The 22,633-nt window shown below is 69.9% G+C and carries 20 protein-coding genes; 11 read left to right on the plus strand and 9 right to left on the minus strand.

From position 1 onward, the window contains the following. The first annotated feature begins 32 nt into the window (after window positions 1-32). Entirely contained in the window at window positions 33-743 is a 711-nt protein-coding gene (locus CI785_RS17165; protein WP_157940263.1) for a hypothetical protein, read from the plus strand. A gap of 121 nt (window positions 744-864) precedes the next feature. Here CI785_RS17165 and CI785_RS12510 read toward each other — a convergent pair whose 3' ends face one another. After that, on the minus strand, window positions 865-2,427 hold the full coding sequence (locus CI785_RS12510) for a chitinase (protein WP_105032420.1): 1,563 nt from the start codon (window positions 2,425-2,427) through the stop codon (window positions 865-867). A 201-nt stretch (window positions 2,428-2,628) separates the two neighbouring features. Between CI785_RS12510 and CI785_RS12515 the strand changes: the two genes are divergently transcribed. Both CI785_RS12515 and CI785_RS12520 read left to right on the plus strand, forming a co-directional pair. Beyond that, window positions 2,629-5,076, plus strand: coding sequence for a glycosyltransferase family 2 protein (locus CI785_RS12515; protein WP_105032421.1), 2,448 nt, complete (start codon window positions 2,629-2,631; stop codon window positions 5,074-5,076). Window positions 5,077-5,174: 98 nt separating this feature from the next. Continuing rightward, a complete protein-coding gene (locus CI785_RS12520; RefSeq protein WP_105032422.1) occupies window positions 5,175-5,693 on the plus strand; it encodes a gamma carbonic anhydrase family protein in 519 nt (172 codons plus the stop codon). Between the two features lie 82 nt (window positions 5,694-5,775). On the opposite strand, the gene CI785_RS12525 is transcribed toward CI785_RS12520, so the two are convergent. Next, on the minus strand, window positions 5,776-8,121 hold the full coding sequence (locus CI785_RS12525; RefSeq protein WP_105032423.1) for a coiled-coil domain-containing protein: 2,346 nt from the start codon (window positions 8,119-8,121) through the stop codon (window positions 5,776-5,778). Window positions 8,122-8,269: 148 nt separating this feature from the next. Beyond that, window positions 8,270-9,733 carry a protein adenylyltransferase SelO gene (locus CI785_RS12530; RefSeq protein ID WP_105032424.1) on the minus strand — a complete coding sequence of 488 codons (1,464 nt, stop codon included), beginning with the start codon at window positions 9,731-9,733 and terminating at the stop codon, window positions 8,270-8,272. A 132-nt stretch (window positions 9,734-9,865) separates the two neighbouring features. Here CI785_RS12530 and CI785_RS17170 point away from each other — a divergent pair, with 132 nt between their 5' ends. Continuing rightward, window positions 9,866-10,030: a hypothetical protein gene (locus CI785_RS17170; RefSeq protein WP_157940264.1), complete on the plus strand. Its 165-nt coding sequence runs from the start codon at window positions 9,866-9,868 to the stop codon at window positions 10,028-10,030. Window positions 10,031-10,094: 64 nt separating this feature from the next. Beyond that, on the plus strand, window positions 10,095-10,790 hold the full coding sequence (locus CI785_RS12535; RefSeq protein ID WP_105032425.1) for a DsbA family oxidoreductase: 696 nt from the start codon (window positions 10,095-10,097) through the stop codon (window positions 10,788-10,790). Between the two features lie 44 nt (window positions 10,791-10,834). Here CI785_RS12535 and CI785_RS12540 read toward each other — a convergent pair whose 3' ends face one another. Further along, complete coding sequence (locus tag CI785_RS12540) at window positions 10,835-11,059, minus strand: hypothetical protein (RefSeq protein WP_105032426.1); 225 nt, start codon at window positions 11,057-11,059, stop codon at window positions 10,835-10,837. A gap of 76 nt (window positions 11,060-11,135) precedes the next feature. Continuing rightward, window positions 11,136-11,981, minus strand: a complete 846-nt coding sequence (locus CI785_RS12545) for a metal-dependent hydrolase (protein WP_105032427.1) — start codon at window positions 11,979-11,981, stop codon at window positions 11,136-11,138. Between the two features lie 149 nt (window positions 11,982-12,130). Between CI785_RS12545 and CI785_RS12550 the strand changes: the two genes are divergently transcribed. From CI785_RS12550 to CI785_RS12570, 5 genes are all read left to right on the plus strand, one after another. Continuing rightward, a complete protein-coding gene (locus CI785_RS12550; RefSeq protein WP_105032428.1) occupies window positions 12,131-13,108 on the plus strand; it encodes an MsnO8 family LLM class oxidoreductase in 978 nt (325 codons plus the stop codon). Window positions 13,109-13,237: 129 nt separating this feature from the next. Continuing rightward, window positions 13,238-14,464: a DUF2382 domain-containing protein gene (locus CI785_RS12555; RefSeq protein WP_105032429.1), complete on the plus strand. Its 1,227-nt coding sequence runs from the start codon at window positions 13,238-13,240 to the stop codon at window positions 14,462-14,464. A gap of 133 nt (window positions 14,465-14,597) precedes the next feature. After that, window positions 14,598-15,575 carry a D-cysteine desulfhydrase family protein gene (locus CI785_RS12560; protein ID WP_105032430.1) on the plus strand — a complete coding sequence of 326 codons (978 nt, stop codon included), beginning with the start codon at window positions 14,598-14,600 and terminating at the stop codon, window positions 15,573-15,575. Further along, window positions 15,572-16,711 carry an aminotransferase class V-fold PLP-dependent enzyme gene (locus tag CI785_RS12565; RefSeq protein ID WP_105032431.1) on the plus strand — a complete coding sequence of 380 codons (1,140 nt, stop codon included), beginning with the start codon at window positions 15,572-15,574 and terminating at the stop codon, window positions 16,709-16,711. The genes CI785_RS12560 and CI785_RS12565 overlap by 4 nt, the downstream gene beginning before the upstream one ends. 183 nt (window positions 16,712-16,894) lie before the next feature. Beyond that, complete coding sequence (locus CI785_RS12570; protein ID WP_338064908.1) at window positions 16,895-18,724, plus strand: immune inhibitor A domain-containing protein; 1,830 nt, start codon at window positions 16,895-16,897, stop codon at window positions 18,722-18,724. A gap of 212 nt (window positions 18,725-18,936) precedes the next feature. Here the strand turns inward: CI785_RS12570 and CI785_RS17655 are convergent, their stop codons facing one another. Both CI785_RS17655 and CI785_RS12575 read right to left on the minus strand, forming a co-directional pair. Then, a complete protein-coding gene (locus CI785_RS17655) occupies window positions 18,937-19,719 on the minus strand; it encodes a hypothetical protein (RefSeq protein ID WP_157940265.1) in 783 nt (260 codons plus the stop codon). 181 nt (window positions 19,720-19,900) lie between these two features. Continuing rightward, window positions 19,901-20,320, minus strand: a complete 420-nt coding sequence (locus tag CI785_RS12575) for a GtrA family protein (RefSeq protein ID WP_105032433.1) — start codon at window positions 20,318-20,320, stop codon at window positions 19,901-19,903. A 157-nt stretch (window positions 20,321-20,477) separates the two neighbouring features. Between CI785_RS12575 and CI785_RS12580 the strand changes: the two genes are divergently transcribed. Further along, window positions 20,478-21,491 (plus strand): zinc-binding dehydrogenase, encoded by a 1,014-nt coding sequence (locus CI785_RS12580; RefSeq protein ID WP_240615178.1) that lies wholly within the window; start codon window positions 20,478-20,480, stop codon window positions 21,489-21,491. Window positions 21,492-21,533: 42 nt separating this feature from the next. Here CI785_RS12580 and CI785_RS12585 read toward each other — a convergent pair whose 3' ends face one another. Together CI785_RS12585 and soxR are read right to left on the minus strand one after the other, a co-directional pair. After that, window positions 21,534-22,052, minus strand: a complete 519-nt coding sequence (locus tag CI785_RS12585; protein WP_105032434.1) for a flavin reductase family protein — start codon at window positions 22,050-22,052, stop codon at window positions 21,534-21,536. Between the two features lie 62 nt (window positions 22,053-22,114). Further along, window positions 22,115-22,555 carry a redox-sensitive transcriptional activator SoxR gene (soxR, locus tag CI785_RS12590; RefSeq protein WP_105032435.1) on the minus strand — a complete coding sequence of 147 codons (441 nt, stop codon included), beginning with the start codon at window positions 22,553-22,555 and terminating at the stop codon, window positions 22,115-22,117. Between the last annotated feature and the right edge of the window lie 78 nt (window positions 22,556-22,633).

Below are 22,633 nucleotides of genomic sequence, written 5' to 3' on the forward strand. Positions count from 1 at the left end.
ACCATAGCGATGCCGACGCGGTTCGGGAGAGCTTGTACCTGGACGAGTGGGTCAAGAGCATCGCGAGGGCTTTCGACGGTATGGCGGCTAGCCTCTACACGGACTCTGGCCCGGGAGGGGATCGCTTCTCCAGTCTCGAGGATGCCTTCGCCTATATGGAGGGATTCACGGTGCCCGCCGGGTTCGAGGTGTCGTACGAGACGATGGTAGAAGGAACCTACGTCGTGGCCGTTTGGCACCCTCAAGCATGGACGTATCAGACCGAAATTACGGCCTTCACCAGCCGGAAGGGTCCTTCGACCCCGACCTCAACGTTGGTACCGTTTCGCGAGAACCCTGAAACAGCGGTCGACACAGCCACAGCGGAGGCCCTCTGGGAGGTACTTATTCGGGTCCATTCCTCCCCCTCAGGGGATGATGGGCCCACAGACGACCAACTCCGTCAGGAGGGAGTCCTGCTCGACGGACAGGAGTGGTCCATTGAGTACAACCCGGCGGATGCTACTCATTTCATACTCCGAGTGTGGAACGAAGCCGGCTATCTCTTCGATTCGAAAGAGCACGCAGCTTATTTCGACTCCTACGCGAGGAACGACTATCGTCCCGAAGCCAACTTCGCGATCGACCGGTTCTGGAACCCTGTGACGGCTCCGGGCGCATCTGGTGACCCCGATCGTCTGACTGCACCAGCCCACTCCTCGACTGTTCCGACTCCTACCCCTACAGAAGGGGCCGGGAGGTGATTCTGCTGATCCGCGTGCATGGTGCCATCTCCGCTCACGCCAGCTTGTAGATCATGGTCGGTCACCAGGCACTGGCGTTCCCCCTGCCGGATCCGAATCCTTGCGGCAAGAGACTGACCGGTCAGGAGCCCGACTTCTCCTCGACGATCTTCAGCACCGCCGCGTCGTCGAGCTTCTGCCACGGCGAGGCGTCCGAGCCCTGCTCCGCCGCCTCCGGGCTGTCGCTCTGGCTCCACCACTTCGCCTCGAAGACGCGGCCGTCCACCAGGATCCTGTCGCCCCTCTCGTACACCGCCTTCGGATCCCACGCGGGGAACAGGCCGGCCGGCGCGGTGACCGCCGGGACGGGGCGCTCGTTCGGCAGCACCGGACCCAGCAGCGTCCACGGGGTCTCCTCCGCCTGCAGCACGGGATCGTCCGGCAGGTCGCCCTGCGTCCAGTACTTCGCCGTGTACACGTTGCCGTGCCACACCACACGGTCGTCCTCGCGGTACGTGCCGACGTCGGACCAGATGGGGTAGGGGCTCGTCTCGGGATCGTCCTCGACCAGGGCGGCGGGTGACTCCTCGACCACGGGTTCCTCGGCGAGGGTCGAGGCCCGGCCCTCGAAGTCGGCGCCGAGGAGCGCGGCGAAGGACAGGCCCTCCTGGTCGATCCCGCTGCACGAGTCCGAGACCACGGTGGTGTCCGCGTAGTTCTCGCTGCACGTGGCATCGCGATTCAGCGACCACATGGACATCCGGCCCGCCCCGCGCTCGATGGCGAAGGTGTTGAAGGCCTTGGCGTCGTCGAGCGTGAAGACCTCGCCCTTGACGTCGTTCTGCCCGATCATCGGCGTCAGCCCGATCTTCCGCCAGGCCGCCTGCGGCCCGATGTCGATACCCGCCCGCTCGTACAGCACCTGCAGTTGGCGGTGGGTGGCGTCGGCGGCATTCTGGGACGCCGTCAGCATGCTCGTGCCCTCGGGGCGGCTTCCGCCGTAGTCCATCGTCATGACGTTCACCCCGGCGAGGTCCACGCCTGCCTCGAGGAACTGCGCGACGGCGGCGGTCCCGTCCGTGGTCAGCCCGGACGGCGCGACCGGCAGGGTCAGCCAGACGTTGAGCGGCGTGTCGCCGCCGGCGCGTTCGGCCTGCAGGGCGGCGAGGGCTTCGGCGCGGCGCTTGCCCGCGGCGGTGTCCTTCAGGTTCTCGCCCTCGATGTCGAGGTCCACGGTCGAGAGCTTGTACCGGTCGATGACCTGTGCATACGCGTCCTCCAGGTCCTCCGGATCCGTGCAGGCGGTGGCCAGCTCGTCGTTGAGGAGCCCGCCGAAGGACACGATGACCTCGCCGCCGTCCTGCGTGAGCCGTGCGACGCGGCGGTCCAGGTCCAGCGCGGCCTCGGCCTCGTCGAGCCCGTAGAAGGTCCCCCAGGACGGCGTGCACGGCTCGGTCTTGGACGCCACGACGAAGGACAGCACCGCGCTGCCGCCGATCCCGGCCGCCGGGTCCTCGAACTCGTAGGACGGCGTCGCGGTGACGTCCACGTACCCCGCGAAGAATGCGCCCGTGCTCTCCGCGGCGCGGGCGTCCTCCCAGCGGTCAAAGCCGGTGAGCCCGCCGACGGCGAGACCACCGACGACGACGGACAGGAGTGAGAGGCGGAGGACGGAGAGCTTCCGGCCGGGAAAGCGTGCAGACACATGGACCCCAGGAGAACAGCCCCGAACGAGGCGAAAGAGCGCACCCCAGGTGCGCGAGACGCTTGAAGCGTAAGGGAAATTATGGCCCACGTCATTCTTTCGCCTAACGCCGATGGCGAGCGATCCGACGGTAGACAGTGGCGCTGCATGTCGCGGGGGCGACGCCGTGTGTCCACCCGTCCGCTGAGTGCAGAGGTAGCCATGTCCAGACACAGCGATGCCACCGCGTCCGCCACGCCCCGCCGATGGGCGCGTGCCCGGAGCGGCGCGGCCGCGGGCACCCGGGCGACTGCTGCGCCGTCGTCGGATGCTGCCGAAACGGTCCGCGAGCAGGTGGCCGCGGCTGCCACGGTCACCGCGCCGGCCCGGCGGCGGCAGTGGGGTGCCGAGCGGCGCTCCGAGCCGCTGTCGATCGTGCACCCCACGCCGTCGTCGCGGAAGATCGCCCTCGGCCGGATCGGTATCGCGGTCACGGTGCTGGCCTGGCTCACGTACATCGTCACGACGATCCTGCGGCAGTTCGCCAACAACCCGGACGCGGGGTTCCGGTTCCAGATCGAGGCGGCGTCGTACCTGATCGTCGTCACCTTTCTGACGTTCTCCGCGCTGATGTACCTGCTGGCGCGGCAGGGTGCGCTGTACCGGTTCCGGGACCACCGGCGCGTACCGCGCGGCGAGCTGGACCGCCACTTCGCACACCACGAGGAGGGCATCACCGTGCTGGTGCCCTCCTACGCCGAGGAGCCCGCCGTCGTGCGTGCCACGCTCTGGTCCGCGGCGCTGCAGGAGTTCCCGAACATCCGCGTGGTGCTCCTCCTCGACGATCCGCCACACCCCACGGATCCCGTGATCCGGCAGCGGCTCGACGCCACGCGGGCGCTGTCCTTCGAGATCGAGTCGGCCCTCCTCGAACCGTCCACGCGGGCCACCGCTGCGCTGGCCGCATTCGAGGCGGACCTCGCCGCACGTGGCGCCGACGCCCCGCCGTCGTGCGACGACCTGCCTCCGCTCATCGCGGCGTACGAGTCCGCCGCCCTGTGGCTCGAGGACATGGCCGACGCCGAGACGGTGGAGGACCACGTGGACGAGTTCTTCGTGGACCTCGTGATCATGGGACTCGCGCGCGAGCTCCGCCTGACCATGTTCGCGCTCGACGCCGCACTGGTGCAGGAGCAGTGCCCGCGGCCCGACCGCATCCGCGAGCAGTACCTGCGGCTCGTGCGGATCTTCAACACGCGGCTCGAGACATTCGAGCGGAAGGCCTACGCGTCACTCTCGCACGAGGCGAACAAGGCCATGAACCTCAACGCCTACATCTCGCTCATGGGCCAGCGGTGGCGGAAGGAGGAGGTGGCCACCGGCACGGTGCTGCGTCCGCTCGCGGACGGGGAGGAGCCGGAGGGCGACGACGTCCTGGACGTGCCCGACTCCACCTATCTGCTCACGCTCGACGCCGACTCGCTGCTGCTGCGCGACTACTGCGTGCGGCTGGTGTACCTGCTGGAATCGCCCGGCAACGAGCGGATCGCCGTCACGCAGACCCCGTACTCGTCCTTCCGGGGTGCGCCGACGCGTATCGAGCGAGTGGCGGGCGCGACGACGGACATCCAGCACATCCTGCATCAGGGCAAGTCCTACTACGGGGCCACCTTCTGGGTGGGCGCCAACGCCGTCATCCGGAAGCGGGCGGTGGAGGACATCGTGGAGGTCGAGAACGTGGGCGGCTTCGAGATCAAGACCTACATCCAGGACCGCACGGTCATCGAGGACACCGAGTCCAGCGTGGACCTCGGCACCCACGGGTGGACTCTCATGAACTACCCCGAGCGCCTCAGCTACAGCGCCACCCCGCCGGACTTCGGGTCCCTCGTGGTCCAGCGCCGGCGCTGGGCCAACGGCGGGCTGCTGATCCTGCCGAAGCTGTGGAACCAGCTACGACGACGCCGTCACCTCCGCGAGCAGGTGCTCGCCCGCGAGGTGCTGCTGCGCGTGAACTACATGGCGTCGATCGCATGGGCGAGCTTCGGGCTGCTGTTCCTGCTGGCGTACCCGTACGACAGCCGGCTCCTGAGCCCCGTCGTGTTCCTCGCCGCGGCCCCGTACTTCCTGGCGATGGGCAGCGACCTGCGGGACTGCGGGCACCGCTTCTCGGACATCTTCCGGATCTACGGCTTCAACCTGGTGCTGCTGCCGGTCAACCTCGCCGGCGTGCTGAAGTCCATACAGCAGGCGTTCACGGGGGAGAAGATCCCCTTCGTGCGCACGCCGAAGGTCAAGGACCGCACCGCGGCGCCGGGTCTCTACGTGGTGATCCCGTACGCCATCGTGGCGTTCTCGCTGCTCACGCTCGCCCGGGACGTGATGGAGAGGAACTGGGGCAACGCCGTCTTCGCCGCCCTGAACGCCGTCCTGGCCGCCGGTGCCATCCGCGCCTACATCGGGATCAAGAACTCGCTCGTGGACATGTGGCTCGGCGTCCTGAACTGGCTGTACGTGGCGCCGCGGGTGAAGAAGGTCGAGGAGTCGAAGGTCGTCCCGAAGACCGCCGCGGAGGCGGACTGGGAGTCGATCCTGTACCACGGCGACCGGCGCCTGAACCGGGACCTGCGCTCGGGCAATGACCGGCGCCGTCGGGCCGGTGTGCGGTAGGCAGGAGGATGACTGATCTGCGAGTGGCTGATTGACTGGTTGCTCGCGAGGCGTCCCGGTCGGGGCCGCCGGATGATCGACCGAAAGCTGGTGCCGGCATGAGCCTCATCCCCTTCCGCGGGAACACACCCCGCGTGGACGAGACGGTGTTCGTCGCTGCGACGGCGACGCTGATCGGCGACGTGGTTCTGGGCGGACACTCGAGCGTCTTCTACGGCGCCACGGTTCGCGCGGACACCACACCCATCCGGGTGGGGGAAGGCACCAACCTGCAGGACAACGTCGTGGTCCACGCCGACCCCGGGTATCCGGCGGTCATCGGCGACCGGGTCAGCGTGGGACACGGCGCCGTGGTGCACGGCTGCACCATCGAGGACGACTGCCTCATCGGGATGAGCGCCACGGTCATGAACGGCGCGGTCATCGGGACGGGATCGCTGGTCGCAGCGGGAGCGGTGGTCCTCGAGGGCACAGTGGTCCCGCCGCGGTCGCTCGTTGCCGGCGTCCCCGCCAAGGTCCGCCGGGAGCTCACCGACGACGAGGTGGAGGGCGTGAAGGCGAACGCCGAGCAGTACAGGAGCCTGGCGCAGGAGCACCGGGCGGCGTCGACGACCTGACCGGGCAGTGGCCCTGCATCACACAGGAGCCCCGGTAACCTTCCGGTCCCGGGGCTCCTGTGTGTTGCGATGCGTCGGGCTGTCAGGCCACGCAGCCGCCGAGCGCGATCTGCCCGTCGATGGCCTTGATCTGCTTCTGAACATCGCCGAGCTTGCCCTGGAGGGTGGCCACGGTGGCCTTCTGCGCCGCGATGGCATCCTTGTTGGTCTTCTTCTGGCCTTCGAGTCCGCGAAGGACCGTCTGGGCATCGGTGACCTGCTTGTCGAGGGTGGTCAACTGTCCCTGCAGGCTCTTGAGCTGGGCCTCGGTGGCACTGATCTCGCCGTTGAGTTTGTCCAGCTGGGCGAGGAGCGGAGCCACCCGGCCCTGCAGGGTGAGCACCTCGGACTCCCTGGCGGTGATCCGGGTGTTGAGCCCTGCAAGCGCCGCGACCTGCTTGTCCAGCTCGGCATTCAGCGTGCTGATCTCCCCCTGCTTGGTCACCACGGCCCGGGCTGCGCTCTCCGCGGCGGCCTGAAGCGTGGGCAGGCGATCCTGCAGTCCGGTCAGGTCGGCTGTCTTGGTCGCAACGGCTGCGGTGGCCGAGGCGAGCTGCGCCTCGGCATCGCTCAGGTCGGTCCTCAGGCCGCCGAGCACGTCCTTCTGGGCGGCGATGGCGGCCTCGGCCGCGGCGACGTCCCCGGTCAGGCGTGGCAGCTCGGACTGCAGAGCTGCGACGACCTTCTCCTGCGCCGTCACGGCGTCACGGGCTGCAGTTGCTGCTGTTGTAAGAGCCGGCAGTTGCGCCTGGAGGGCCGTGACGGTGTCCTGCTGGGCGGCAACCGCGGTGTTCGCCTCGGTCAGGGCAGTCTGCAGTGCGGGCAGCTGTCCCTGCAGCGTCCTGACCTCCGACTCCTTGGTCAGCACGGAGGCGTTCGCCGCGGTCAACGCCGCCTGCAGGGGTGCGGCCTCCTTCTGGAGGTTGCTGCTCTCGGTCTGCTTCGCCAGCAGTTCCGTATTGAGCTTGTCGACCTGACTCTGGAGCCCCTGGAGGTCGCCCTGCAGGCTGGAGATCTGAGAGCTCTTGTTCGCAATCTGCGTATTGACGCCGTCGAGTTCCACCTGCTTCGCGTTGCGCTGGGCGATCAGCTCGGCACGCCGGCCATTGCCATTGCCGTTGCCATTACCGTTGCCGTTGATCTGCGACGTAAGTGCCGCGATCTCGTCCAGGAGAGCCGTCCGACGGTTCTGCAGCGTAGTCAGCTCGCCCTGGGCAGTGTTGAGGGCGCCCTGCTTGGCCGTGATCTCCGCGTTCTTGGCGGTGATCATCTTCTGCTTTTCCGAGATCTGGGCAGTGACCGCGGCCTGGCCGCTGCTGTTGGCGGCAACGGCGTCCGCAGCCATGGCAGCGTCTGCGCGCAGGGCTGTGAGTTCACCGTCGGCGCGGGTGATGGCGGCCTGCTGCGCCGTGACGGCGTCTGCTGCCCGCGTCGCCGCACCCTCGAGAGCGAGGAGATCGGTCTGGGCTGCTGCAATGGCGGCCTGCTGTGCCGCGACGGCGTCTCCGGCCGTCGCGGCCTGCACCCGAAGCCCCGTGAGCGACCGGGCGGCGGCCTCGATCTCCTCCTGCTGGGCATCGAGAGCGGACTGCGCCGTGGTGCCGGCAGCGACGAGCTGCGCCAGGGCGCCCTCGGAATCGGTCACCGCCTGCTGTGCTGCGCCGACAGTGGTCTCTGCTTCCTCCGCCGTCGTCGTGAGGGCCGCCAGCTCGCGCTGTGCCTGTGCGATGGCGTCCTTCTGCAGTGTCAGTTCGGCCGCTGTCCGTGCTGCGTCGGCTTCGAGGCCGGCCAGCTCGTTCTCTGCGAGGCGGAGCGACTCCTGCGCGGCATCGACGTCGGCAGTGGTGGCGAGTGCCTGCTTCCGCAGTTCGTCCGCGTCGGCCTCAGCCGCGGTCAGCTCCGCCTGGAGCGGTGCGAGCGCGGCGGCCACGTCCTTCTGCTGCGCCTGCAGGTTCGCGAGGTCCGAGGTGGCCGTCTCGATGGCCTTCGCGGTGCTCGCCTGCTGAGCGGTGACGGCAGTGAGCTCAGTCTGAGCGTTCTTCTCGGCGGCATCCAACTGGGCGCTCTGGGTCTCGAGAGCGGCGATTGCCTTGGTGGCGTCGTCGATCTGCGTCGTGAGGGCGGCGGCATTCACCTGCAGTACCGACCGCTCGGCCTGCAGCTTGGTGATGACGTCCGCATTCTTTCGCGCCGCGTTCTTTAGGAGGTTCTCCTGCACCGTGCCCCGATGCGCCGCCTGGTTCACCACCCCGTTGCACACCCCCGACGTCGGCCCTGACTGCGCGGATGCCTGCGGGGCGAGGACCAGGGCTCCACCGAGGATGCCCGGCAGGAGGACTGCGGTCGCGAGTCGGCGGGTGAGGGTGGATGTGGTGTTGCTGGTGCGCACGTAAGCTCCTGAAGGCTTTGGGGAGGCGTCATCGCCTCCCCAAAGGTAGGGGCGATAGTTCACACAGGAAACAGTGCTGTCTACGTGAGTATCGAAGGCAACTACTTGGACGCACGCTGCCGATTACCTGCGGGCCTTGTCCTGCGCGTCAGGTCCCGCAGTAGGTCGTGTACTTGCCGAAGTCGTCCGGGGCGCCCGCGGCGTAGCGCTCCAGCCCCGGGCGCTCCTCGAACGGGCGGGCGACGACCTCGACGAGCCTGTCCAGGGGGCCGAGGTCGCCCGCGGTCGCGGCCTCCAGTGCCTCCTCGACGAGATGGTTCCGCGGGATGTACACGGGGTTCACGCGGTCCATGGCGTCGGCGTCGGGCCCGTGAGTGAGCCACCGCTCGGCCCAGGCGTCGAAGGCGGCGACGTCGAGCACCTTGTCCCGCGCCGGCCGGGCGTCGCCGCGGACCACCGAACTCAGTCCCCGGAAGAAGGACGTGTAGTCCACGTGGTTCTCCTGCAGGAGGGTGAGGACGTCATTGGCCAACGCTGACGCGACCTCGTCTTCGACGTCATCGGGCAGCCCCAGTTTTGCCTTCATGCCCTCGAGCCAGGCGCCGCTGTAGCGGGGGCGGAAGGACTCGAGGACACCGACGGCGAGGGCGATGGCCTGCTCCTGCTCCTCGTCGATGAGCGGCAGGAGCGTCTCGGCGAGGCGGGCGAGGTTCCACTCGGCGATCAGCGGCTGGTTGGCGTAGGCGTACCGGCCGCCGCGGTCGATGGAGCTGTAGACCGTGGAGTAGTCGAAGACGTCCATGAACGCGCAGGGCCCATAGTCGATGGTCTCGCCCGAGATGGTCATGTTGTCCGTGTTCATCACGCCGTGGAGGAAGCCCACGAGCATCCACTGCGCCACGAGCGCGGCCTGCGCGGACAGCACCGACTCGAACAGGGCGAGATAGGGACGCTCGGCAGTCGCGGCCTCGGGATAGTGGCGGCTGATCGCATGGTCGGCGAGGCGCTTCAGCAGATCCTGCTCGCCGGTGGCCGCTGCGTACTGGAAGCTTCCGACGCGCAGATGGCTGCTCGCGACGCGCGTCAGGACGGCGCCCGGCAGCATGGTCTCGCGGCGTACATCGCGCCCGGTGGCGACGACGGCGAGGGAGCGCGTGGTCGGGACGCCGAGGGCCTGCATGGCCTCGCTGACGATGTACTCGCGCAGCATGGGACCGACGACGGCGAGGCCGTCCCCGCCGCGCGCGAAGGGTGTGCGGCCGGAGCCCTTGAGGTGGATGTCGCGGAGGCGGCCCTCGACGTCGGTCACCTCGCCGAGCAGCAGCGCCCGGCCGTCGCCCAGGCGGGGGTTGAAGCTGCCGAACTGGTGGCCGGAGTAGGCCTGGGCCACCGGCGTTGCGCCGTCGGGCACGGAGGTGCCGAGCAGCAGGGCCAGGCCTTTGGGGGAGCGGAGGAACCCGGGCTCGAATCCGAGCTCCGCGGCCACCGGCTCGTTGAGGGCCAGGAGTCTCGGGGAGGGGGCGTCGTCGGCCTGCCAGGCGACCGCCATCTCGGGCAGTTCCCGCGCGAAGCGGCCGTCGAAGATGATCCTGGAGTGTGTGGGCACGCTCATCCCTCCACCGTACGCCCGCCCACTGCGATGCCGGCGCCTGTGGAGATGCTGGCCCAAGTGGCCTCCGGATCGTAAACTAGTAAGCCACCTGACGTTCTCGGGTGACGAGGCGCACGATCGAAGGAGATCACCATGGGCATCAGCAACAGGATCAGGACCGCGGCCAACCGCTACCTCAGCAGGTCGGGCACCGCGACCACGGGCAGGACCGCCGGCGGGGCTGCCGGACGACGGGGCACGCCCGTGCCGACGGGCAAGGCCGGCGGGATTCTCCGCAACCTGCTCAACCGGAAGTAGCAGCAGCGCTCAGGCCCTCGTCCTTCCGGGAATAGGGCCTGAGCGTTCCGCCGTTGCGCCAGGTATGCAGATAGAAATCTGGTCCGACGTGAAATGCCCGTGGTGCTTCGTCGGCAAGCGCCGCTTCGAGAAAGCCCTCGCCGAGTTCCCCCACCGCGACAGCGTCGAGGTGACCTGGAAGAGCTACCAGCTCGACCCGTCCCTTCCCGACCACTACGAGGGCACCGAGCAGCAGTACCTCGCAGAACGCAAGGGCATCGCGCCCGAGCAGGTCCGCCAGATGTGGCAGCACCTCTCCGGGCAGGCCGAGGGCGAGGGCCTCTCCTTCGACTTCGACAGCGTGGTGGTGGGCAACAGCTTCACCGCGCACCGCTTCCTGCACCTCGCGAAGTCGCACGGTCTGGGCGACGCCGCGAAGGAAGCCGTCATGTCCGCCCACTTCGAGCAGGGACTCGACACCTCCGACGTCGAGGTCCTCGTCTCCCTCGGCACGGGCGTCGGCCTGAACGAGGACGAGATCCGCGACACCGTCTCCGGCGACCGCTTCGCCGACGACGTCCGCCATGACATCGAGGAAGCCCGCACGCTCGGCGTGCAGGGTGTCCCGTTCTTCGTCGTCGACCGCAGGTACGGGATCTCCGGCGCACAGCCCGTGGAGACGTTCCGGCAAGCCCTCGACCAGGCATGGCGGGAGTCCCACCCCCTGGTCTCCCTCACGCCGTCGCCCGACGGACCCGCCTGCGGCCCGGACGGCTGCTGAAGTCCCCCTGAACGCCCGCGGACGGCGGCGCCCCTGTTCCGTCGTCAGCGGCGCGCCGCGCCCCTCGCCATCTTCCGCAGTTCGTCCTGAACGCGTTCGAGTTCACGCCGACGCCGGGCCTGGAGTTCCTCCGGGTCGGGCGTCCTGTTCCGTGGAGGCTCGTTGACGGACCCCTGGTCCGGTGCCGAGCCCTCCCCGGACGCGGGGACCGGTTCCTCCGGAGCGTCCGTTCCGTGCAGGGGATCGAAGAACAATGCGTCGCGGCCCATCAGCCCTCCTTGTGGCGGTATCTGCTCCGACACTAGCCGTCCCGTGTTTCCGGCTGTTTTCGTGAACGAAGCCTGATCAGGTGAGGCCCGCCGCGCGCGCGACCACCATGCCGCCGTCGTTGATCCGGGCGATGGCCCACCCGATGCCGCACACGGCATACAGCGAGATGGGCACCAGCAGACACCACTCCCGAAACGAACCGGCGTTGCCGAGCACGGGGATCGCGATGTTCCCATTGGGCCGCCAGACCTGCGCGATGACCGGCACCTTCGCCAGGCCGCGCGGCCGCCGGAGTCGGAACGGATACAGGGGGTTGCAGCCACCGGTGGTGAGCATGTCACCGAGGATGTGCGCGATCACGCCGATCCCCACCGCGAGCGGGAACCAGAACTGCTCCTCGGGGGCGAACGCCGTGACGAACGCCCCCGCCGTCAGGCCGACCGCCCACGGCGACCTGCGCATGCTGTCCGGGATGATCTTCAGGGCCTTCGCCGCGAAGGAGACGAGCAGCACCGTGAGCAGGCCGGCGCCCGGGTAGATGGTGCCGAAGTCGGCCGTCTCGACGGTCCAGAGCCCTGCGACGAAGGCGACGGCGACGAACGCGGCGACGCCGAGCAGCGAGTGCGTGCCCCGCCGGTGACCGCCGGAGATCGCTCCGATCCCGGCGCACAGCAGATTGGACAACGGCGGCAGGGAGTGGGCGATCGTGGCACTGTGGTGGTCGGCGTCCGGCAGGAGCGCCGCGCCGGCGGTCACGAGGGCACCGGTGACGACGCCGACCGGACTGACGTCGAGCAGCCCGAAGCCGAGGGTGACGGCGTCCGGCAGCAGGGGCACCAGATGGCCGGGATGCACCTCGATCCGGGTGGTGGCGGCAACCCAGGCGGCGGCGCCGCAGGCAGCATGGTGGGCGCCCATCATGGCGGGAGTCCTTTCGGTGAGACCGCGCCGGCTGCAGGATTCCAACCGGCGGCGAGATTCCATCCTGTCGCGCGCCACCGTCATTATCCGAAGCAGGGGGCTCCCGGGGACGCCGGAATGGCTCCGACCCCGGCGCGGTTCCTGTAGACATGCCCCTTCCCTTCGCCGGTGTGTCCATCCTCGACCGCGCCCAGTCGCGGACCGGGTCCTCCGAGGCGGAGACGCTGCAGCGCGTCATCGGGCGCGCCCGGCAGGCCGAGCGGCTCGGGTTCACCCGGTTCTGGGTCGCGGAGCACCACGGCGTGCCGGGGATCGCGGGGTCGGCGCCGGCTGTGCTCGCCGCCGCCGTCCTCTCCGCCACGACGACGATCCGCGTCGGGACGGGCGGCATCATGCTGCCGAACCACCAGCCCCTCGTGGTCGCGGAGCAGGCCGCGACGCTGGCTGCCCTGTCCGGAGGCCGCTTCGACCTGGGCATCGGCCGATCGCTCGGTTTCACCTCCGCGGTGCGCGCCGCGCTGCGGACCGGCAGGGAGGAGGCGGACCGGTTCGGGCAGGACATCGCCGAACTGCTGGCCTTCCTCGACGGCACCGCGCCGGTCACGGCCCGCCCGCAGGACGCCGGCCGGACACCGGTCTTCGTCCTCGCCACCGGGCAGGGCGTGGACATCGCCGCGAAGGCCGGCCTCGCCGTCGTCCTCGGCGGACCCGCCCTGTTCCGGGACGGCCAGCCGGCACTCGAGCGCTACCGCGCCTCCTTCCGCCCTTCCGCATGGTGGGACAGACCGCACGTGACCGCGTCGCTGAACGTGGCGGTGGCGGAGACGACGGAGGACGCGCGCCGCCTGCTCCTGCCGGAAGCGCGGGCGCTCGCCGTCTCGAGGACCAGGGGGTACTTCCCGCCGCTCGAGGCGGTCCCGTCGGAGCCGCCCACCGCCCGGGAGGAAGGCCTCATCGAGGAATCACTCGCCACGGCCGTTTATGGGACGGTGCCCGAGGTGGAGCGGCAGCTGGCCGAGGTGCAGGCGCGCACGGGTGCGGATGAACTGCTGGTCAGCGGTGGAGCCTACGACCTCGGAGCGCAGGAGGCGTCGGACGAACGGCTGGCGATACTGACCCGGCCCTGACGCCTCCCCGCCCGGCGCGATGGCCAGTCGGACCACGAATGGTAAGCATGCTTGTTACATGGCGCCGGGTGGCTCTAGTGTTTCGTTCATGCGCCGAATCAGGCGGGCTTCACCGACGACAGGAACACCATGCTCACGCTCAACGACCTCAACCCCCTCATCCGGCACCATCGCGCGGTCGTCACGGACCAGGGGGACAAGGTGGGCTCGATCGGAGTGGTGTACCTGGACGACGCCACCGAGGAGCCGACCTGGGTCACCGTCCACACCGGACTGTTCGGCACCAAGGAGTCCTTCGTGCCGCTCGCAGGAGCTTCGGTGGACGGCGACCACCTCGTGGTCCGCTACCCGCGGGACCTGATCAAGCATGCACCGTCCACCGAGCGTGACGGCCACCTGGGCCCCGAGGACGAGAGGGCTCTGTACCGGCACTACGGCCTGATCCACCCGACGGCGAAGCAGGGCGAGGTGCCGGCTGCTGCGGCGACGGCGGTTGTTCCGGCGACGGCCGCGGCGGCGGTGACAGCCGCTGCTCCCGCTACGGCCGCTACGGCTGTGGCTCCGGCCATGGCGGCGACAGCCGCCGTCCCCGTGACGGAGGTGGCGCAGGCTCCGGCACGCACGACGTCCGCGACCGCCGCGGTGACAGCTCCTCCCATGTCCCACACCCCTTCCGAGGCATCGACGGAAACCTACGCGCAGGCGGAGACGGACACGCCGACGGAGGCCCACGCGTCGGTTGCTCCGACCCACACGCCCTCGCCCTCGCCCTCGCCCTCGCCCTCGCCGACGCCGACGCCGACGGAGACGCACGACGATGGCGGCACGCCCTGGGTGGTCCGCTCCGAGGAACGGCTGCGGGTCGACACGGAGGAGTACGAGGCGGCGCGCGTCCGGCTGCGGAAGTACGTCGTCACCGAGGAGGTGTCGCAGTCCGTACCGGTCGAGCGGGAGGAGCTGGTGATCGAGCGCGAGCCGATCACGTCGGCGACGCTCGACAGCGACTACGCCGGTTCGCTGTTCCAGGAGGAGGCCGTCGAGTTCGTGGGGCGCGAGGAACACGCCGTGGTGATGGGCAAGGAGACCGTCGCCGTCGAGCGTGTCCGGCTCGGCAGGACCAAGGTCACGGGCAGGGCGACGGTGAGGGAGCAGGTGCGCAAGGAGCGCATCGCCAGCTCCGTCGACGGGGAGGGGGAGACCGGCGCCGATACCGGCACCCGCCGGTCCGGGGGCCGCACGCGCCGCGCTACCGGCAGCACCGGCCGGGGCCGGGTCGCGACATCCGACGATCAGGCGGGGAGGATCGTGACGAACAACCCGAACCCCCTCATCAAGGGCAAGAACAAGAAGCGCTGACAGGACGGCCGCCGCGCCGGGGGAGGCGGCAGTACCTCCTCCGGGCGGTACGTGCTGCCCCGAACCGGCCTCCACCTGATAGCTTTCGGACGGAGCGGCGGGAGCCGCACCCCGCCCACCACCGGAGGCACACATGACGAGTCCGACCGAGGAATCCGTAGGAACCCCTGTCCGGGCGAGCCTCGCGTCCTGGCCCACGCCGCTCGAGCCCGCGCCCCGGCTGGCCGCTGCCCTCGGCCTCGATCCGGACGACCTCTGGATCAAGCACGACGACCTTATCGGGCTCGGCGGCGGCGGGAACAAGGTGCGCAAGCTCGAGTGGACCGCCGGGACGGCGCTTGCACAGGGTGCCGACGTGTTGATCACGAGTGGGGCGGCGCAGAGCAACCACGCCCGCCTGACCGCTGCCGCGGGCGCCCGGCTCGGGGTGGACGTCGTCCTCGTGCTGGCAGGGCAGGCCGCGCCCACCGGCAACATCGCCCTCGATGCACTGCTCGGCGCCTCCCTCCACTGGTGCGGCGACGCCTCGGACGAGGAGCTCGCCACCCGCGTGGACGAGGTGGCCGACGAGCTCGCCGCGCAGGGCCGGCGACCCGGCGTCATCCCCTTCGGCGGGTCGAACGCCCTCGGCGCCAGCGGCTACCGGATGGCCGGCGACGAACTCCTGCACCAGGACCCGTCGGTGCAGCAGGTGGTCGTGGCGGTCGGTTCCGGCGGGACGATGGCCGGACTCGTGGCCGCGCTCGGCGCCGAGCGCGTCCTCGGCGTCGATACCGGTGCACTGTCGGAGCCGTCCGCCGCCGTCGCCCATATGGTGGCGGAGCTCACCGGGCAACCCGAGGACGAGCCCGCCCTGCGGATCGACAGGACCCTGCTCGGCTCGGGCTACGGTTCCGTCAGCGACGACGTCCTCGACGCGATGCGCCTGGCCGCCCGTACCGAGGGCCTCGTCCTCGATCCCACCTACACGGCGCGCGCCATGGCCGGACTTGTCGCTGCGGTCCGCAGGGGTGAGCTGGCGGCGGGGCAGCGCATCGTCTACTGGCACACCGGAGGGCTGCCCGGACTGCTGGGGCACACGACGGCGCTCGAGAGGATCATGGCCGGATGAACACGTCTGCAGGGCACGACGACGCCGCCGCTTTCGCGTCCTACTCGGACGCCTTCACCGAGGCTCCCGGGTACCTGAACTTCGCCAGTTACGGGCCACCGTCGCGTGCGGTCCGCGAGCGGGTGGCACACCTCCTGGAGCTCGCAGGCAATGCCGTCGCCGATGCGAGCGACGTGCTGCACCACGAGGACCTGCGCGCACGGGAGGCCTTCGCGCGGCTCAGCGGCTTCCCCCTCGAGAACGTGGGGCTGACCGGCAGTACCTCGCTCGGGCTGTTCCAGGTGGCCTTCGGCCTGCCCGGCGGATCGGTGCTCGTCAACGCCGGCGAGTTCCCCTCCAACACCTACCCCTGGCTGCGCACCAGCGCGGTGGGACGGGCCCGCGTCGACCTGACCGGTGGGCCGGGCACGCGCATGACGCCCGACGTCGTCGCCGGCGGACTGACCGATGACACCGTTGCGGTGAGTGTGAGCGCCGTCGACTTCCGCACCGGCTACCGTGCGGACCTGGCGGGCATCCGCGAGGTGATCGGACCCGACCGGTTGCTGGTGGTCGACGGCATCCAGGGCTTCGGCGTGGCGGACGTCGAATGGACGCTGGCCGACGTGCTCATCGCGGGCGCGCAGAAGTGGGTCCGCGCCGGGTGGGGCGTGGCCGCCCTCGCCCTGTCGTCGCAGGGCATGGAGCGGATCGAGCCGCTGCTGACCGGCTGGACGGGCGTCACGGATCCGCGCCGGTACGACGGCGAGGAGCACCCGCCGCTGCCCGGGGCGCAGCGCTTCTCCATCTCGAACCTCTCGCCCTACGCGACCGGCGCCTTCGCGGAGGCTCTCGCACTGATCGAGACTGTGGGGGTGCCGGCGATCGACGGCATCGTGGCCACCCACGCCCAGGGGCTCGTGGAGCAGCTCGACGCCGCCGGAGTGGAAGTCCTCTCGCCGAGGGACCGCTCGGAGAGTGCCGGGATCGTCGTGGCGGAAGTCCCCGGGCGGGCGGCCGAGGCACACGCTGCCCTCGCGGCCGCCGACATCACGGCGACGCTGCACGGGGAGGACCGCATCCGCTTCTCCGTGCACGCCACCACCCGCTCCGAGGTGTTCGGCGAGGCTGCGAAGGTCCTGGCTCCGTTCACCTGACGGACCGCCTTCTGGCGGACGAGGCACGACATGGTTCACAGAACGCAACCGAATCCTGAAAGTGTCCGCGGCTGGTGCTAGCGTCCCACCCAGAACATGTGACCTAGGCAACATGTTCGTAATCTCAGGCACCTACCCTGAGCTTGCTCTGCATCAGCTGGGATATTTCATTTAGGAGACCCCTTGAATCTCACCACTCGTACCCGGGGGCTGCGGTGCGCGATGGCGCTCGCCGTGACCAGCGCCGTCGTGCTCGCTCCCGTGAGCGCACAGGCCACCACCGGCACCGCGGCGGACTCACCGACCGCGACGTCGTCCTTCATGTCCTCGCCGAGCGCTGACGGCGCAGCGGCGAAGGCCGACGACCGCTCCGACCCTGCGGCCGACGAACGCCGCGCACTCAACCAGCAGGGCGTGGAGAAAGTCATCTCCGGCGAGGCGAAGGTCGAGGACCGCAACGGCTCCAAGGCCGTCAAGGTCGCTCCTGGCCAGTGGGCGCAGTACGGCCTGCAGGACAGCGACCAGATCCTGTCCTTCCTCGTCGACTTCGGCGACAAGGTGGATCCGCGCTTCCCGACCTCCACGCCGGGCCCCACGAACGGCGCGATCAAGGAGCCGAACCGTGCGGTGGACAACTCCACCTACTGGTCCGACACCTTCGACCGCGAGCACTACCTCGACATGTTCTTCGGCACGGAGGGCGAGTCGCTGAAGGGCGTCTACGAGGAGATGTCCAGCGGCCGGTACACGGTCGACGGCGACGTCAGCGACTGGGTGACCGTCCCCTACAACTCGGCCAGCTACGGCGAGACCGAGAGCCAGGCGGACATGACCCGCTTCGTACAGGACACCGCGAACGCCTGGTACGACTCCCAGGTCGCTGCAGGCAAGACCGCTGCCGAGATCGACGCGTACCTCGCGACCTTCGACCAGTGGGATCGCTACGACTTCGACAAGGACGGCGACTTCGACGAGGCCGACGGCTACATCGACCACTTCCAGGCCATCCACGCCGGTGAGGGCGAGGAGGCCGGCGCGGCGTCGTCGGCCATCTGGTCCCACCGCTGGGCGGTCGGCCAGGCGGGACGCGGCACCGCCGGCCCCGCAGCCAACCCCTACGGCGGCATCAAGATCGGCCAGTCCAACGTCTGGATCCGCGACTACACCACGGAGCCCGAGAACGGCGGCCTCGGCGTCTTCGCGCACGAGTACGGCCACGACCTCGGCCTGCCGGACCTGTACGACACGAGCGGCGGCGAGAACGGCACCGGCTTCTGGACGCTCATGAGCTCCGGTTCGTGGCTCGGCCACGGCGACGGCTCCATCGGCACCACCCCGAACCACATGGGTGCCTGGGAGAAGCTGCAGCTCGGCTGGCTCGACTACGAGGTCGCGACCGCGGGCGAGAAGTCGACCCACAAGATCGGCCCCTCGTTCCACGCCACGAAGGCCCCGCAGGCCGTCGTCGTGAACCTGCCCAAGGACGCCGCGGGCAAGAACCGCTTCTACATCGCCGAGAACCGGGTGTACGCGGGCTACGACGCCACGCTCGCCACCGGTCCGTACAACTTCGGCTGGGGCCTCACCTCGCCCGACACCGTGGAGCACTACAAGTACCAGGACGGCCTGAGCATCACGTACTGGAACACCGCGCAGTCCAACAACAACACGCGCCAGCACCCCGGCGCCGGTCTGGCCCTGCCCGTGGACGCACACCCGAAGGCCCTCACCTGGTCCGACGGCACCATGGTTCGCAACCGCATCCAGAGCTTCGACGCCACCTTCGGCAAGGAGGCCACCGATCCACTGAGCCTGCACCGTGAGACGGCGGCAGGCATGACGACGCTCACCGCGCCGTCGCAGCGCGGCGTCGCCGTCTTCGACGACACCAACCCCACCGCCTACTACGACGCCGCGAACCCGCAGGGCTCGGTCGTCGTCGCCGGCACCGGGACGAAGATCGAAGTGATCCAGTCCAACTCGACGGGCATGCTGACCCTCCAGGTCCGCTAATCCGCATCAGCACGCAGAAGGAGCCGGGAGGTAATTCCCGGCTCCTTCTGCGTCTGCGGTGCCCCTGTCAGGGCCACTGTTCCTGGTTCCTGCGGCAGGATGCGCCGCCGTCGTTCCTGGTTCTTGGGCGTGAAGGGACCGGAACGCGGCGAATCGGGGTCCTTCCGGCCGGACAACGTGGAACGACGGAGAGCCGTCCGGCCCGGCCCGGACTAGTGCGTACCCCTCCGGCGTCTCGGACTGGCGACGACGGCGACCGCGACGGCCAGCGCCAGCGCCACGAGGCTGAGGACTCCCGCGGCGACGTAGCGCCCTGACGGGCCGAGACGGGCCTGCTCCACGTCCTCCTCGGCCAGCACGTCCACCGCCTGGGGCGTGGCCGTCCCCGGAGCGGTGGGCGTGGAGGACGGGTCGAGGTAGGGGGCGGGGGAGCGCTGAACCGGTGCCCGGAAGACCTCCACCCCGGACGTGCCGTTCCCGGTTGCCGCGGACGCTCGGGCCGGCCCGGACGTGGCCGGCGCGCCCTGACTGGGCGGGGGCGACGCGGGGTCGTCCGTCGCCGGGTTCGTCGGCGGCGCGACGTCGGGTTGCTCCTCGGTGGGTGACTCCGACGGATCGGGGGCCTTCTCCGTGGGTGGCTCGACCGGAGGTGCCGTACCCGGGTCGACCGGTGGTTCGACCGGCGGATCCATGGGTAGTTCCCCCGGGAGTGTTGCGGGCGGTTCCGACGGGTTGACGGGAGGAACCACCGGCTCGTCGGTAGGCGGGTCGACGGGCGGCACGACAGGAGCCGTCGGCGCGACGAGCTGGGGAACGACCGACGGAATGACGACTTCACCGGTGGGTCGCGGCGCTGGATCCACCGCCGGGGTGATCTGCCGGGTCACTCCGGTGCCGGCCTGGGCAGTGGTGCCCACGCCCCAGGCCGCTTCGGCACCGGTGGACAGGAGGCCGGCGCTGAGGGCCAGGAGGGCAAGGGATGTGGGCGCGCGCATGGCAAAGTCTTCTCCGAGGGGTGGCGAGCCGCTGCGGGCACGAGGGCCACGTGTCCCCAGCTGGCTGACGGTCACTTCCCATCGTACGGAGCCTCCGGTTCCACGCCCACTGATCGGACCGCTGCCGTCGTGCTTGCCAGATGGTGCCGACGTCGTACGGGCTGTCCCCGCCCCAGCGGACTCACATGTGCGCAGGGGCCGCCGGGCGGAAGACGAAGAAGCGGTAGGCGACGTAACGGAACACGTTGCCGAGGAGGACGCCGATGACGTTTCCCGAGATGTTGTCGGCCAGTGGACCCGTGAGGCCCAGCACGTAGTGCGACACGAACAGGCACGCGGCTGCGATACCCAGCCCCATGAGATTCGTCAGGCCGAAGAGGAGCGCCTCCTCGCGCTTCGGCCGGCCGGCGAACTGACGAAATGTCACGTAGTGGCTGCCGAGCCACGAGACGCCGGTGGCCAGGGCCACGGAGGACACCTTCGACGTGATCGGTCCGACGCCGCATCCGGCGGCGAGGATGTTGTAGACGGAGATGTCGACGAGAAAGGCGAGCGTCCCCACGGCCGCGAAGGATCCGAGGCGTTGCACCGCGCCACTCATGCTCTTCCTCCTCCATCGACGACGTTGGATTCTACTCCTTAGGTTGCCTAAGTAACCAATTGCAGGCCACGCGGCGGCCTACCTGGTCAAGGCCGGCCCCCGACCGCGCCGGGCGCCCCACCGTGGCTAGCATGAGGGCCTACCCACGGAGGACCCCATGAACGAAACCATGCTCGCCGGACGGCTCGACGTCAGCACCGGATCCTTCGAGGTCAAGGAGGTGCCGGTGCCCGTGCCGGGCCCGGGTTTCGTCCGCGTGAAGGTCCGGGCTGCCGGCGTGTGCCTCTCCGACGTCCACCTGATCGAAGGGCTCCTGAAGCCCCTGCACCTCCGCGGTGACGAGGTGACCCTCGGGCACGAGGTCTCGGGCAGCGTGGATCTCGCCGGTGACGGCGTGGAGGGCTGGTCCGCGGGCGACCGCGTGGTCCTGCAGGCCGGTTACGAATACCGGGGCGTCACGCTCACCATGGGTGTGGACTACGACGGCGGCTGGGCCGAGTACGTGGTGGTGCCCGCCGGGGTGCTGGTGCCGTTGGGTCCGGACTTCTCCTTCGAGCAGGCCGCCATCATCCCCGACGCCGTCTCGACCCCCTGGGCCTCGATCGTGTCCACCGGGCAGGTGCGGCCGGCGGAGGCGGTGGGCGTCTGGGGCGTCGGCGGACTCGGAGCCCACGGCGTGCAGCTGCTGCGCATGATCGGCGCCGCGCCCATCGTCGCCGTGGACATCCTGCCCGAGGCCCGCGAGCGGGCCCTCGCCTTCGGCGCCGACGTGGCCCTCGATCCGCGTGCCGACGACTTCGCCGCCGCCATGGCCGCGGCGACCGGCGGGCGCGGGCTCGACGTCGCCTTCGACTTCGCGGGAGTGGACGTCGTGCGGGCGCAGGCGCTCTCGTGCCTGGGGCTGCAGGGCCGGCTCGTCCTGGTGGGCCTGAGCGGGAACCCGATCACCATCTCCGACAGCACGGCCTTCTCCTACACGCGCAAGCAGGTCCGCGGACACTACGGGTCCGAGGCCCACCACGTGCCGGAACTGGTGGCGCTCGCGGAACTCGGGCGCCTCGACTTCGCCCGCTCCATCAGCGATACCCTTCCGCTGCGTGACGCCGCGGTCGCTGTTGCGCGCCTCGAGCGCAAGGAGGGCAACCCCATCCGGTTGGTGTTGGTGCCCTGACGGTCGGTGTCCGCGGAGCCTGCACGATCGGCAGGGAGGGCGTCAGTCCATCATCGACCGGTCGTCCAGCCGGTGGTAGGAGCGGTTGTGGTAGACCAGCGGCCCCGCGTCGTCGTGTCCGCGCTGCTCGATGGACACGACCTCCGCGGCGAGGATCATCGATCCGCCGACCGGCAGCCGGTGCAGGATGCGGCAGCGCAGGGCCCAGGGCGCGTCGGTCAGGAGCGGTTCGCCCGAGGGTAGCGGCTGCCACGCGACGGCTCCGCCGAAGCGATCGGCTCCTCGGGTCGCGAACAGCCGGGCGATCCGGAGCTGGTCCGCACCCAGCAGGTGGACCAGGAGCGTGTCAGCCCGGACGAGGGCTGCTGCCGACGAGGACGCCGTGGACACGGAGAACGTGAGGACGGGCGGCTCGGCCGAGACCGAGGAGACCGACGACGCCGTCAGGCCGACCGGCCCGTCGGGTCCCCGGGCCGTGAGGACAGCGATCCCGGCGGGGTGTGCCCGGAAGGCGTCCTTGAAGAGGTCGGCGGTGGGGGCGTGGCCGGCAGAGACTGTCATGCTCTCAACGCTAGAACCTGAACAAAGGTTGAGGTCAAATCGGGCTGTCGGGATGCGGACGTTCAGGGGTCGAGCAGCGTGGACGGGATGCCGCGCCGGCCGGCGTCATCGTTCGGGTTGACGAAGCCGCACGTCGCAAGGGACAGGCAGCCGCAGCCGATGCAGCCGTCCAGCCGGTCCCGCAGATGTTCGAGCTGGGCGATGCGCTGCTCGATCTCCTGCTGCCAGGCCGCCGACAGCCGCTGCCAGTCCTCCTGGTCCGGGACGCCGTCCCTGGGGAGCTCGGCGAAGGCCTTCGCGACGGTGGCGAGCGGGATGCCGGCGCGCTGAGCGGCGCGGATGACGGCGACGCGGCGCAGGACGGAGCGATCGTACCGGCGCTGGTTGCCGCTCGTGCGGCGACTGCGGATCAGCCCCTGGCGTTCGTAGAAGTGCAGGGCGGAGACGCTCATGCCGCTGCGCGCGGCCACCTGCCCCACGGAGAGGTCCCGGTCGGTCGGCATGGTTCCTCCTGGGCTACGTCGTCGTGCCAGCGTAGCGCCGGGTCCTGCGGCGGAGAGTACCCGCGCCGGCCCGGCTCC

The organism is Arthrobacter ruber, from assembly GCF_002954225.1.
GTDB classification, from domain to species: Bacteria; Actinomycetota; Actinomycetes; order Actinomycetales; family Micrococcaceae; genus Arthrobacter_D; species Arthrobacter_D ruber.

What these genes read in the sequence shown, in the direction of transcription:
- CI785_RS12540 (WP_105032426.1), bottom strand. Translation starts at nt 11,059, where the DNA reads ATGGGCCGCGACGCATTGTTCTTCGATCCCCTGCACGGAACGGACGCT.
- CI785_RS12555 (WP_105032429.1), top strand. Translation starts at nt 13,238, where the DNA reads ATGCTCACGCTCAACGACCTCAACCCCCTCATCCGGCACCATCGCGCG.
- CI785_RS12575 (WP_105032433.1), bottom strand. Translation starts at nt 20,320, where the DNA reads ATGAGTGGCGCGGTGCAACGCCTCGGATCCTTCGCGGCCGTGGGGACG.
- CI785_RS17655 (WP_157940265.1), bottom strand. Translation starts at nt 19,719, where the DNA reads ATGCGCGCGCCCACATCCCTTGCCCTCCTGGCCCTCAGCGCCGGCCTC.
- CI785_RS12535 (WP_105032425.1), top strand. Translation starts at nt 10,095, where the DNA reads ATGCAGATAGAAATCTGGTCCGACGTGAAATGCCCGTGGTGCTTCGTC.
- CI785_RS12565 (WP_105032431.1), top strand. Translation starts at nt 15,572, where the DNA reads ATGAACACGTCTGCAGGGCACGACGACGCCGCCGCTTTCGCGTCCTAC.
- CI785_RS12560 (WP_105032430.1), top strand. Translation starts at nt 14,598, where the DNA reads ATGACGAGTCCGACCGAGGAATCCGTAGGAACCCCTGTCCGGGCGAGC.
- CI785_RS12520 (WP_105032422.1), top strand. Translation starts at nt 5,175, where the DNA reads ATGAGCCTCATCCCCTTCCGCGGGAACACACCCCGCGTGGACGAGACG.
- CI785_RS12550 (WP_105032428.1), top strand. Translation starts at nt 12,131, where the DNA reads ATGCCCCTTCCCTTCGCCGGTGTGTCCATCCTCGACCGCGCCCAGTCG.
- CI785_RS12585 (WP_105032434.1), bottom strand. Translation starts at nt 22,052, where the DNA reads ATGACAGTCTCTGCCGGCCACGCCCCCACCGCCGACCTCTTCAAGGAC.
- soxR (WP_105032435.1), bottom strand. Translation starts at nt 22,555, where the DNA reads ATGCCGACCGACCGGGACCTCTCCGTGGGGCAGGTGGCCGCGCGCAGC.
- CI785_RS12580 (WP_240615178.1), top strand. Translation starts at nt 20,478, where the DNA reads ATGAACGAAACCATGCTCGCCGGACGGCTCGACGTCAGCACCGGATCC.
- CI785_RS12515 (WP_105032421.1), top strand. Translation starts at nt 2,629, where the DNA reads ATGTCCAGACACAGCGATGCCACCGCGTCCGCCACGCCCCGCCGATGG.
- CI785_RS17170 (WP_157940264.1), top strand. Translation starts at nt 9,866, where the DNA reads ATGGGCATCAGCAACAGGATCAGGACCGCGGCCAACCGCTACCTCAGC.
- CI785_RS12545 (WP_105032427.1), bottom strand. Translation starts at nt 11,981, where the DNA reads ATGATGGGCGCCCACCATGCTGCCTGCGGCGCCGCCGCCTGGGTTGCC.
- CI785_RS12530 (WP_105032424.1), bottom strand. Translation starts at nt 9,733, where the DNA reads ATGAGCGTGCCCACACACTCCAGGATCATCTTCGACGGCCGCTTCGCG.